Genomic DNA, 10,520 nt, shown 5'->3' on the forward strand with positions numbered 1-10,520 from the left:
CCGCCCGGCCGCCCACCGCGGCGGGCGGCTCGGATATCGGCTCGGGCTCCGGCTCGGCCCCGGACGCCTCGGACAGCCGCAGCTTCAGGGTCTGCTCGGCGGGGGGCTCGTAGACACCCCACTGCTCCGACTCCCCCAGCTCCTCGGGAACGCCCCCCTCCGGGCGCACGGCGGTCACCGCGTCAGCTCCGACCGATGACCGGGGCGAGGCCCGCCGAGCGGTCCACCGCCTCCGGGAAGCCGCACTCGGCCAGCCAGTTGGCCAGCATCCGGTGCCCGCCCTCGGTGAGCACCGACTCCGGGTGGAACTGGACGCCCTCGACGGGGAGTTCGCGGTGCCGCAGGCCCATGATCACGCCGCTGTCGGTGCGCGAGGTCACCACCAGCTCCGCGGGCACGGTGTCCGGGTCGACCGCCAGCGAGTGGTAGCGGGTCGCGGTCAGCGGCGAGGGCAGGCCGGCGAAGACGCCGCCGTCCTCGTGCAGCACCGGCGAGGTCTTGCCGTGCAGCAGCTCGGGCGCCCGCCCGACCACCGCGCCGTGCGCGACCGCGATCGACTGCAGGCCCAGGCAGACCCCGAACAGCGGCAGCCCCGTCCGGGCGCAGTGGTTCACCATCTCCACGCACACCCCGGCCTCCTCGGGCGTGCCCGGCCCGGGGGAGAGCAGCACCCCGTCGTAGCCCTCGTCGCCCGCCCGCGGCCGGGCGTCGGCCACGGTCAGCTCGTCGTTGCGGACCACCTCGCAGACCGCGCCCAGCTGGTACAGGTACTGGACGATGTTGAAGACGAAGCTGTCGTAGTTGTCGACCACGAGGATCCGGGGCGTTCGGCCGGCGGAGGTCATCGCTACTCCTGGGATGCGGGGGCGTCGGGACGGAGGGGCTCGCGGCGGTGCGGGCTCAGCCGCCGTTGCCCTGGTCCACCGTCACGTTCCCGAAGGGGAGCAGCGGCTCGGCCCACGGGAAGACGTACTGGAACAGGACGTAGACCACCCCGAGGACGAGCAGCAGGGCGATCAGCGCGCGGACCGGCGCGGGGCCCGGGAGATGCCGCCAGATCCAGCCGTACATGGTGCTCCTCGGTGATTCGGGTCTGCACAAGCGTAGACTCCCGGCCGCCCGGCCCAGGAGGGTATCCGCGCAACGGACCGATCGCGGCGGAACCACGACGGAACCGCGGCGGAACCGGGCCGGTTCCGGAACGGCTCGGGGACGGCTCCGGGGGTCGGCGGGGCAGTGGTGGTCGGGGGTCTCAGGGGGCCGTCGCGGCGCGCAGGTCCGCGGAGCCGGTGTAGCCGGGCAGCGAGAGGTCGCCGCTCTCCTGGACCTTCCAGCCCAGCCCGTAGGCGGCCACGTAGCCCAGGTAGTTGCGGACGGTCGGGTCAGCGTCCACCGCGGAGCGCAGCGCCTCGCTCCTGCCGACCGCGCGGATCACGTACGGCGGCGAGTAGACCCGGCCCTGCAGCAGCAGGGTGTTGCCGACGCAGCGCACCGCGCTGGTGGAGATCAGCCGCTGGTCCATCACCTGGATCCCCTCGGCGCCGCCCCGCCACAGGGCGTTCACCACCGCCTGGATGTCCTGCTGGTGGATCACCAGGTCGTTGACGTCCGGCTCGGGGACGCCCGGGATCCGCGCGGTGGCGTTCGGCGGGGCGTCGTCCAGGGTGACGGTCAGCCCGGGGCCGCGCAGCCCGTCCAGCCCGGCGGCCCGCTGCAGCTCGGCCAGCCTGGCGGCGTCGTCCGGGCTCTGCCCCTGCTGCCGGGCCAGCCGGTCGGCCCGGTCCCGGTCGGCGGAGACCTGCTCGGACAGCTGCTGGTTCTGGGTGGAGCGCTGCTGTATGACGTCGCTCAGCTTGAGCAGCGAGTTGTCGGTGCGCAGGTCGGTGCCGTGCGCGGTCTGCGCGCTGACGTAGAACAGCAGCCCGGCGAGCGAGAAGACGGTGCAGGTCAGGGCACGTCCGACAATTCGCCCACGACGGGGGCGCGGAGTCGGGGACGGCGAAGAAATCATGGAATCAGGCACCGTACCCTTATCTCCTTATGACCCGGCGAGCCACTACGCTAACGGACGCCGGTGGCATGTGCGGAGGATCAACCGTACGGACCGGCCCGCCATTTGCCGCCCGCCCACGCTGACCCACCCGCGCGGTCACAGCGCATCGACAGGAGAACCCCTCGTGCCGAAGTCTCGACTCCGCAAGAAGGCCGACTACACGCCGCCCCCGAGCACCACGACGGCCGTGAAAATCAGTTCCGGCCGGGGCTGGGTGGCACCGCTGATGCTGGTGTTCTTCCTGGTCGGCCTGGTCTGGATCGTCACCTACTACGTGACCAGTGGCGACTGGCCGGTCGGCAGCTGGGGCAACTGGAACATCCTGGCCGGCTTCGGCTTCATCGCCGCGGGCTTCGGCGTCTCCACCCAGTGGAAGTGACGCCGCCCGATCCGTCCCCGCAGCCCCGCCCCGGCCGTCGCGCCGGGGCGGTGCACGGCTCGGCCGGGGGCTGACCCGGCCTCCGCCGTGACGGAGCGTCCGAACGTTTATCCACAGGGTTGTCCACAGTGGGGAAAACTCCGCCCGCCCTGTGGATAACTCGCAACGCAGCAGCATAACGCGCGTAGAGCCGGGAACTCCAATCGGCGGACGCACCCGGCGCCCGCCGCCTGTGGACAACCGCGCTCACCCGGGCAGGCGCGCCGTCCCGACCAGCAGCATCACCAGGACCAGCACCAGCCCGCCGGCCACCGCCAGCCCCTGCACCAGGTTCCGGCGCTCCCGCGGGGCGTAGAACATCCCGGCGGCGACGGCCGCGCCCGCCACCAGGCCGCCGACGTGCGCGCGCCAGTCGATGCTGATCGTGTCGACCCCGGCCGGACCGTTCCCGTTCAGCGAGAAGCTGAGCACCAGGTTGACCACCAGCAGCGCGATCACCGGCTGCATCGGCGTCCTGGTCACCTTGAACAGCACCGCGGTGGCACCCAGCAGGCCGAAGATCGCACCGGAAGCACCGACGGTGAACATGTACCCGCCGATCAACAGGTAGGCGAACGCGTTGCCCGCCAACCCGGCCACCAGGTACAGGGCCAGGAACCGGAGCCGGCCGAGCACCCGCTCCAACTGCGGTCCGAGCACCCAGAGCGAGAACATGTTCATCGCGATGTGCAGCAGGCCGCCGTGCACGAACATCGCGGTCACCAGCCGGTACCACTCCGCCGGCCCCTCGGCCACACCGGCCCGTGCCCCCGACGCCCACGCCGCGCTGACCATCCCCAGCCGGCGCTGCCAGTCGGGCGCCAGGTACTCGGTGAGCAGGAACACCGCCAGGTTGATCCCGATCAACACCTTGGTGACCAGCGCCCCGTCGCCGAGCGCCAGCAGCGCCCCCGCCGAGGTCCTGGGCCGCTGCCGGGCCCGCTCCTGCCGGGCGTCGGCGCCGTGCACGCAGTCCGGGCACTGGAAGCCCACCGCGGCGGGCACCATGCACTCCGGGCAGACCGGGTGCCCGCACCTGGCGCAGCGCACCCCGGTCTCCCGCTCGGGGTGCCGGTAGCAGCCGGGCAGCCCGCTCCCCCGTCCCTGGCCGTCCGCCGGCGTCGGCCGCACGGGCTCCTCCGGATGCATCGCCGCTGTTCCTCCCTCAACGAGACGGTCCCGGCGCCGCCGCCGTCGAGAACGGGGCACCGCCGGGACCGCCCAGGCTACTGCGCCCGGCCCCCGCGGGGAGGGCGGGCGCGGAAGGCGCGTCAGCCGCGCGAGACGACCACCTGCTGGATCACCACGTCCTGGACCGGGCGGTCGTACGGCTTGGTGGTGGCGGTGGTGGCGATCGCGTCCACGACCTTGCGGCCGGCCTCGTCGGCCACCACGCCGAAGATGGTGTGCTTGCCGGTCAGCCAGGTGGTCGGGGCGACCGTGATGAAGAACTGCGAGCCGTTGGTGCCCGGACCGGCGTTGGCCATCGCCAGCAGGTACGGCTCGGTGAAGGCGAGGTCCGGGTGGAACTCGTCGGCGAACTTGTAACCCGGGCCGCCGGTGCCGTTGCCCAGCGGGTCGCCGCCCTGGATCATGAAGCCCTCGATGACCCGGTGGAACACCGTGCCGTCGTACAGCGGCTTCGCGGCCAGTTCACCGGTCTCCGGGTTCTTCCACTCGCGGGTGCCCTCGGCCAGCTCCACGAAGTTGGCGACGGTCTTCGGCGCGTGGTTCGGGAAGAGCTTGACCACGATGTCACCGTGGTTGGTCTTCAGGGTGGCGGTGAGTTCCTCGGCCACGACACATACCTTCCTGTTTCTACGACTATCCGAGGAATCATCCCACGCGGCTCGCGGACGGCTCAGCCGAAGGTGCCCGGCGGGCGGTCCGGATGCATGATCTCCTATCAGGTGGAAAGGTGCAGACCGGACAACGCCGGACACCCGCCGAGAAGGAGAAGCCCGTGAGCCGTACGGACACCGCGCGCGAGACCGCCGGACGGGCGAAGGACGCCGTCGCGCCCTACGCCGTCTCCGCCAAGGAGACCGCCCTGCACTACGCCGAGGAGGCCAGGCAGGTGCTCGGCCCCAAGCTGGAGGCGCTCGGCCCGAAGGCCGCGGCCGCCGGGGCACAGGCCAAGGCGGGTGCCGGCCAGGCCGCGCACGCCGCCCGGGTGCAGTACGCCAGGCACCTCGCCCCGCACCTGGAGCACGCCTTCACCAGCCTCCCCCCGGAGACCCAGAAGGCCGCGCTCCGGGCCGTCCACCGGGCCCAGGAGGCCGCCCTCGCCGCCAAGCTGTCGGCGGGACAGGCCGCCGGGCACGCCAGGACCACCGTGGTGCCCAAGGTCGCCGAGACCTTCCAGGCCGCCAAGGACACCGTCACTCCGATCGCCCAGGAGGCGCAGACCCGCGGCGCCGCCGCGGTCACCGCGCTGCACGGCCACGTCAGCGCCGCCGAGATCAGCGCACTGGCCGCCAAGAACACCAAGAAGCAGCACCGCAACGGCTGGGCCACCGGCCTCGCGGTGGCCGGCACCCTGGCCGTCGGCACCGGCGTGCTGGCCTGGCAGTGGTACCGCAAGCAGAACAACCCGGAGTGGCTGACCGAGCCCCCGGCGCCGGTCACCCCGCCGGACACCGTCCCGGCCGGCCTCAGCACCCCCGCCTCCGCGTCCGGCGCGTCCGACCGGCCCCCCGCCACGCCGTCCCCCGGCAGCGCCGCCGGCACCCCGGTCGGCGGGGCGGTGCTGAACGGCTCCGTCCCGCACGAGGAGCCCGGCCCCGCCGACGCCCCGCAGGACGGGTCCAAGGCCGCCGACGACGAGCGCCCCAAGCCGCACGACCCGCGCAAGCCGCACTGAGCGCGGCCCCGGCCCGCACGGGCACCGCGACGGTCCCCGCCCCCGGCAGCCCCGGGAGACGGGGACCGTCCCGCGTCCGACCCCTCAGCGGCGGACGAGCACGCCCTCCTCGACGGCGGCCAGGACGTCCCGCAGGACGGTGTTGAGGAGCTCGGCCCGCTCTGCGGGGATGCGGGCGACGATCCGGGCGTGCGCGGCGGTGACCGCGCGCACGGCCGCCTCGGCGCTCTCCACGCCCCGGGCGGTCAGGCACACCCACGAGCTGCGGCCGTCGTCGGCGTCGGCCTCCCGGGAGACCAGCCCGGCGGCGCCCAGCCGCTTGAGGACGTTGCTGGTGCCGCCGGAGGACAGCAGCAGCGCACCGGTCAGCTCGGTGGGCTTGAGCCGGTAGGGCTCGCCCACCCGGCGCAGCACCGCGAGCACCCCGTACTCGGCCCCGGTCATCCCCAGCCGCTCCAGCTCCCGGGCGGCGACCTCGTCGAAGGCCGCGGTCAGCAGCGCGCTGCGCTTGGCCAGCTCCAGCGGGAGGCCGGCGATCTCGGGCAGCTGGACGTGCCAGGCGGTGATGATCTCGTCCACGTGGTCCGGTCCGGACACGGCGGGCCTCCTCCCCAGGCCGGGCCGGCCTGCGATGCGAAAAAGCGTGCGGGACTTTTTCGGGTACGCGAACGGCCCCCGACCTGTTCTCTTAGATCGGGGGCCGTACGGCGACTGTGGAGCCTAGGGGAGTCGAACCCCTGACATCTGCCATGCAAAGACAGCGCTCTACCAACTGAGCTAAGGCCCCGAGCAACGGGGAACAGCCTACCCGCTCCCGGGCAGCCGCCCACGCGGGTTTCGGACCGGCCGCGGCACGTGCTCCGCCGGCCGGTCCGAGAAGACTGCGTCGGTCGGCGCTCAGCGGCCGGCCGGGACCGGGTCGGTCGCCTCGGTCCACAGGTCCTGCTCGGCGCGGTCCGCCTGGACCTGACGGTAGACAAAGAAGCCGCCGAGGGCGACCAGGGCGACCAGGAGAAGCTTCTTCACCGCGGGACCTCGTCCTTCTTGCTTGCTTGGATGTAGGAGCACGAACCAGCGGTCAGGGTGCAGACCGCCCTGGGGCCGATGATACACACCGGTAACCCGTTCAAGAGCGGCCCCCGCCACCGCCAACCGACCGATCCGCCACCGGCTTTGACACCTCACCATCAGTGCGATCTTCCGACCGCCGGTCCACCCCGCGGATCACCGCCCGACCGCCGTCCAGGTCCACCGCGGAACGCGGCGGGGCGCCCTCGCCCTCCTCGTCCCGGAGCACCAGCGTGGTCCTCCGCTGCTCCAGCTCGGCCTGCTTCCCGGCCGCGAACCGGGCGCGCCGCCGTTCCCGCCCGGCGGCGCGCCCGCACGCCCTACCGGCTACCCCCGGCGCCGGCGCCCCCGCAGCAGGTGGGCCACGTCCCGCCGGATCGCCCGGACGTCCTCGGCCAGGGCGTCCTGCCGGGCGTCCATCGCGTCGATCCGGGTCTCCTGCCGGGAGATCCGCTCACCAATCGCCGTGATCAGCACCCCCTGCGCCTCCAGCCGCCGCTCCACCGAGCCGACCGACACCACCAGCCCCGAGACCAGCGCCGGCAGGTCCTCCGCGGTGAACGCGAACTCCGGCTCCTCGACGTACGGCGGCACCACCGGCCCGTCCTCCCCCGGCGCCGGGTGGGCCCCGAACGGCTCCAGGCCGTCGATCCGCCGCCGCCACGCCTCCACCGCCGGGCTCCGCCGCCCCGCCTCGTACTCGTCCCACCGCAGCTCGCTCCACCGCCGCCACGGCCGCGCCCGGAACGCGTGCACCACCGGCGGCTGCACCACCGGCCGCGCCGCCGCCTCCACCGCGTCCAGCAACCGCCCGCGCACCCGCCGGGCCACCTCGCTGTCCCGCAGCAGCATCGCCACGTTCAGCACGGCCCGCCGCGAGTAGAGGGCGACACCGCTGCCGCCGCCCTGCGGACGGCCGTAGGAGTTGTCCACAGGCGGGGCGGGGGCGTACAGGGCTCCGTCACCTCCTTCGGTACCGCTGACCTGCCAGAAGTACTTCTTGTAACTCTGGTTCTCGTTGTCCACAGGGTGCGCCGGCTGCTCGGCCTCCTCGGGCCACCGGTCACCCCCCTGCGGGCCGCTGACCTGCCAGCCATTCGTTTTGAATGTCTGGTTCCCGGGGTTGTCCACAGGCTTGCGGACGGTGTACCCGTTGCTCTCCAGCTCCTGCCGGTGGCGGCGGAGCAGGCTGTAGATCGCGGGCTCGTTGACCTCGAAGTAGTCCGCCACCATCCGCGTGGTGACGTACAGCCCGTCGGGCAGCAGGACGAGGGCCTTGACCTCGTCGAGGACTTCGGTGCGCTCGCACAGGCCGCTTCGGAGCGTCCTGGATTCGAGCAGCGCGGCCTCCATGGACATGGGTTGCCTCACAGGGTGAATGAAGACATGACGTGGGAACCGCCCGGGAGCCCGGGGCGGGCGGGGCCGGATCATCCGCCGGCCGGAGCAGAGGTCGCGCTACGTCCCACGTCACCCAATGACCGGCTCTGTCGGCCGGCTATCCCCGACTTCACATCAGTTTCGAGTCAGCTCACCCTGTGTTGCCTCTGCGCACCCCGCCCAACGAGCCGGGCGGCGCCGGGGTTACGGGCAGAACGGGCCCAACACGTCGAAGGCCCCGATCACCAGGTGATCGGGGCCTTCGCGCCGGTGGGCCTAACAGGACTTGAACCTGTGGCCTCTTCCTTATCAGGGAAGCGCTCTAACCGTCTGAGCTATAGGCCCTTGCCGCACTGAAAGATTAGCGGACCGACGGCCGATCTCCCAAATCCGTATCCCGGGCGTCCTCCGGACGGTGCTGCTCAGCGACCTCGACGGCCCCGGCGAGCCACTGCGGGCGGGTCGGCGGGAGGCCGGAGGCGCCCACGGGGGTGGGGCGGACGGCGAGGACCTGGTTGATGCCGATGTGGTTCTGCTCGAAGGAGACGGCGGAGGCGGCCATGTAGAGCCGCCAGACCCGGGCCCGGTTCCGGCCGACCAGGGCGACCGCCTCGGGCCAGTGCGCCTCCAGGTTGGCGACCCACTCGCGCAGGGTGCGGCCGTAGTGCTCGCGCAGGGCCTCCACGTCGCGGACCTCGAAGCCCGCCTCCTCCAGCCGGGAGACCGTGGTGCCGATCGGGGAGAGTTCGCCGTCGGGGAAGACGTAGCGGTCGATGAAGGGGGAGAGCCGGTACTCCCGGCCGGGGGGCAGCGGGCGGCGGGCGATCTGGTGGTTGAGCAGCCGGCCGCCGGGGGCCAGCAGCCCGTACAGCAGGCGGGCGTAGACCAGGTACTGGGCGGAGCCGACGTGCTCGGCCATGCCGACGCTGGAGACGGCGTCGAAGGGGCCGTCGGGAACCTCCCGGTAGTCCTGGAGCCGGATCTCGATCCGGTCGGCCAGACCGGCCTCGGCGACCCGCTGCCGGGCCAGGGCGACCTGCTCGGTGGAGATGGAGACGCCGACCGCCTCCACGCCGTAGTGGCGGGCGGCGTGCAGCACCAGCGAGCCCCAACCGCAGCCGACGTCCAGCAGGCGCAGGCCGGGGCGCAGGCCGAGCTTGCGGCAGATCAGGTCCAGCTTGGCGGCCTGGGCGTCCTCCAGGCTCTTGGCGGCGGGCTCCCAGTAGGCGCAGGAGTAGACCATGCTGGGGCCGAGCACGAGCCGGTAGAAGTCGTTGCCGACGTCGTAGTGGTGGCTGATCGCGGCGCGGTCCCGGCGGCGGCTGTGGGCCCGGCCGCGGCGGTGCCCGACCTCCTCCGGCGGGGGAGCGGGGTCGGGGCCGAGCGCGCCCAGCCGCAGGCCGGTGGCGAGCAGGCGGCGGCCGGGGGCGCCGAGGTACGCGCGGGGGCCGGTCTCCGGGCGGGGGGCTCCGTCGTCCTCGGCGAAGGCGGTGACGGCGGCCAGCACCTCGTACAGGTCGGTGTCGGGGGCGACTTCGAGGTCTCCGGAGACGTAGGCGCGGGCCAGACCGAGCTCGCCGGGGGCCCAGAGCAGGCGGCGCAGGGCGCGGCGGTTGCGCAGCACGACGGTCGGGGCGCCGGGCGGGCCGGCCTGCGAGCCGTCCCAGGCGCGCACCCGCAGGGGGATCGGGCGGCCGAGCAACTCCTCCACCGCACCGACCAGTTGCTGTGCGTGCTGCGCCATGACGGACCTCCCGACCAGTCGTGCCCGCCGGGTCGCCCGGTGACCGCCGGAAGCGGTCGGGCGGCCCGCCGGACCGTTCCCGTTCTTCCATCTGTTGCACGGCGGCCCGGAGCGCCAATCCCGGCTCGCCGGGCGGTCACCCGATTGCCCCCGGGGACGGCGAAGGGCCCCGGAGGCTTCAACGGCCTCCGGGGCCCGGGGAATTCCGCCGGACCGGCGCGGGTCAGTCCTCTTCGGCGAGGGTCAGCTCGATGCCGCCGGTGAAGCCCGCGGCCGAGTTGTAGATGAACGCGGCGAGGGTGGCCAGGGCGGTCATCAGGACGACGTCGACCAGGGCGATCAGCGTGGTGAAGAGCATGACCTTGCCGAAGCCGATGTAGTCCATCAGGTCGATGCTGGAGCTGTCCGACCCGCTGCCGGTGACGTCCTTCAGGGTGCCGCTCAGCGAGGAGAAGACGCCGAGGCCGTCGAGCGTCATCCAGAGCACGGCGGCGGCCACGATGATGATCACGCCGAGGGCCAGCGACAGCAGGAAGCTGACCTTCATCACCGACCACGGGTCGGCCTTGGTGACCCGCAGCCGGGCCTTGCGGGTGCGGCCGGTGCCGCCGGCGGACGGCCCGGGGCCGGGGCGGCGGGGCTGGCCGCCACCCTGGCCGGGGGCGCCGGGGGCACCGGGAGCGCCGGGGACGCGGGTGCCGCGCGGCGGGGTCGGCTGGCCCTTGGCGTAGGTGGTCGGCTGGGAGAAGCCGCCTGCGGGCGGGGTGCTCGGCGGCGGGGGCGGGGGCGGGGTCGGGCCGCCGTAAGCCTGCTGCCCGCCCGCCAGGCCGCCCGTGGCACCTCCAGCACCCGTGGCTCCGCTCACCGTGGTCCTCCCGAACCGTTCGCCAGGACGGCGCGGCCGTCCTGGTCAGTTTCGTGCTCCTGCACCGCGTGCCCCGATGGCCCGCGGTTCAACCCGCGGTGCCCGCCCCGCCGTGGGCGGGGCGGGCAC

At 73.4% G+C, this 10,520-nt stretch carries 12 protein-coding genes, 2 tRNA genes and 1 pseudogene; 2 read left to right on the forward strand and 13 right to left on the reverse strand.

The genetic code is table 11. The features are described 5' to 3' along the window. Positions 1 to 182 precede the first annotated feature (182 nt). The 3 genes from ACFUEL_RS26290 to ACFUEL_RS26300 form a co-directional block, all read right to left on the reverse strand. Positions 183 to 845, reverse strand: coding sequence for an aminodeoxychorismate/anthranilate synthase component II (locus ACFUEL_RS26290; RefSeq protein WP_380239235.1), 663 nt, complete (start codon positions 843 to 845; stop codon positions 183 to 185). Positions 846 to 900: 55 nt separating this feature from the next. Next, positions 901 to 1,071 carry a hypothetical protein gene (locus tag ACFUEL_RS26295; protein WP_033254177.1) on the reverse strand — a complete coding sequence of 57 codons (171 nt, stop codon included), beginning with the start codon at positions 1,069 to 1,071 and terminating at the stop codon, positions 901 to 903. Positions 1,072 to 1,252: 181 nt separating this feature from the next. Next, positions 1,253 to 2,011: a DUF881 domain-containing protein gene (locus ACFUEL_RS26300; protein ID WP_380239236.1), complete on the reverse strand. Its 759-nt coding sequence runs from the start codon at positions 2,009 to 2,011 to the stop codon at positions 1,253 to 1,255. A gap of 166 nt (positions 2,012 to 2,177) precedes the next feature. On the opposite strand from ACFUEL_RS26300, the gene crgA reads away from it, so the two are divergent. After that, positions 2,178 to 2,432, forward strand: a complete 255-nt coding sequence (crgA, locus tag ACFUEL_RS26305) for a cell division protein CrgA (protein WP_380239237.1) — start codon at positions 2,178 to 2,180, stop codon at positions 2,430 to 2,432. Between the two features lie 246 nt (positions 2,433 to 2,678). Here the strand turns inward: crgA and ACFUEL_RS26310 are convergent, their stop codons facing one another. Beyond that, complete coding sequence (locus ACFUEL_RS26310) at positions 2,679 to 3,620, reverse strand: rhomboid family intramembrane serine protease (RefSeq protein WP_380239238.1); 942 nt, start codon at positions 3,618 to 3,620, stop codon at positions 2,679 to 2,681. Positions 3,621 to 3,742: 122 nt separating this feature from the next. Further along, positions 3,743 to 4,270 (reverse strand): peptidylprolyl isomerase, encoded by a 528-nt coding sequence (locus ACFUEL_RS26315; protein ID WP_380239239.1) that lies wholly within the window; start codon positions 4,268 to 4,270, stop codon positions 3,743 to 3,745. 164 nt (positions 4,271 to 4,434) lie between these two features. Between ACFUEL_RS26315 and ACFUEL_RS26320 the strand changes: the two genes are divergently transcribed. Beyond that, positions 4,435 to 5,334 carry a DUF5324 family protein gene (locus ACFUEL_RS26320; RefSeq protein ID WP_380239240.1) on the forward strand — a complete coding sequence of 300 codons (900 nt, stop codon included), beginning with the start codon at positions 4,435 to 4,437 and terminating at the stop codon, positions 5,332 to 5,334. An 84-nt stretch (positions 5,335 to 5,418) separates the two neighbouring features. Here ACFUEL_RS26320 and ACFUEL_RS26325 read toward each other — a convergent pair whose 3' ends face one another. The 8 genes and pseudogenes from ACFUEL_RS26325 to ACFUEL_RS26360 form a co-directional block, all read right to left on the reverse strand. Then, entirely contained in the window at positions 5,419 to 5,931 is a 513-nt protein-coding gene (locus tag ACFUEL_RS26325; protein WP_380239241.1) for a MarR family winged helix-turn-helix transcriptional regulator, read from the reverse strand. A 117-nt stretch (positions 5,932 to 6,048) separates the two neighbouring features. Beyond that, a tRNA-Ala gene (locus tag ACFUEL_RS26330) sits at positions 6,049 to 6,121 on the reverse strand. A gap of 110 nt (positions 6,122 to 6,231) precedes the next feature. After that, positions 6,232 to 6,360, reverse strand: a complete 129-nt coding sequence (locus ACFUEL_RS26335; protein ID WP_014137031.1) for a DLW-39 family protein — start codon at positions 6,358 to 6,360, stop codon at positions 6,232 to 6,234. A gap of 100 nt (positions 6,361 to 6,460) precedes the next feature. Next, positions 6,461 to 6,667: pseudogene (locus ACFUEL_RS26340) on the reverse strand (DUF6191 domain-containing protein); the annotation flags it as partial. Between the two features lie 62 nt (positions 6,668 to 6,729). Next, complete coding sequence (locus tag ACFUEL_RS26345) at positions 6,730 to 7,761, reverse strand: endonuclease/exonuclease/phosphatase family protein (RefSeq protein ID WP_380239242.1); 1,032 nt, start codon at positions 7,759 to 7,761, stop codon at positions 6,730 to 6,732. 292 nt (positions 7,762 to 8,053) lie between these two features. Continuing rightward, positions 8,054 to 8,127 (reverse strand) — tRNA-Ile (locus ACFUEL_RS26350). A gap of 16 nt (positions 8,128 to 8,143) precedes the next feature. After that, positions 8,144 to 9,526, reverse strand: coding sequence for a class I SAM-dependent methyltransferase (locus ACFUEL_RS26355; protein ID WP_380239243.1), 1,383 nt, complete (start codon positions 9,524 to 9,526; stop codon positions 8,144 to 8,146). A gap of 223 nt (positions 9,527 to 9,749) precedes the next feature. Continuing rightward, positions 9,750 to 10,391: a DUF3566 domain-containing protein gene (locus ACFUEL_RS26360; RefSeq protein ID WP_380239244.1), complete on the reverse strand. Its 642-nt coding sequence runs from the start codon at positions 10,389 to 10,391 to the stop codon at positions 9,750 to 9,752. Between the last annotated feature and the right edge of the window lie 129 nt (positions 10,392 to 10,520).

The sequence above is a fragment of the Kitasatospora sp. NPDC057198 genome (genome assembly GCF_042670125.1).
GTDB lineage: Bacteria > Actinomycetota > Actinomycetes > Streptomycetales > Streptomycetaceae > Kitasatospora.

Coding starts and splice junctions, on each gene's coding strand:
- ACFUEL_RS26290 (WP_380239235.1), bottom strand. CDS start 845: ATGACCTCCGCCGGCCGAACGCCCCGGATCCTCGTGGTCGACAACTAC.
- ACFUEL_RS26295 (WP_033254177.1), bottom strand. CDS start 1,071: ATGTACGGCTGGATCTGGCGGCATCTCCCGGGCCCCGCGCCGGTCCGC.
- ACFUEL_RS26300 (WP_380239236.1), bottom strand. CDS start 2,011: ATGATTTCTTCGCCGTCCCCGACTCCGCGCCCCCGTCGTGGGCGAATT.
- ACFUEL_RS26310 (WP_380239238.1), bottom strand. CDS start 3,620: ATGCATCCGGAGGAGCCCGTGCGGCCGACGCCGGCGGACGGCCAGGGA.
- ACFUEL_RS26345 (WP_380239242.1), bottom strand. CDS start 7,761: ATGTCCATGGAGGCCGCGCTGCTCGAATCCAGGACGCTCCGAAGCGGC.
- ACFUEL_RS26355 (WP_380239243.1), bottom strand. CDS start 9,526: ATGGCGCAGCACGCACAGCAACTGGTCGGTGCGGTGGAGGAGTTGCTC.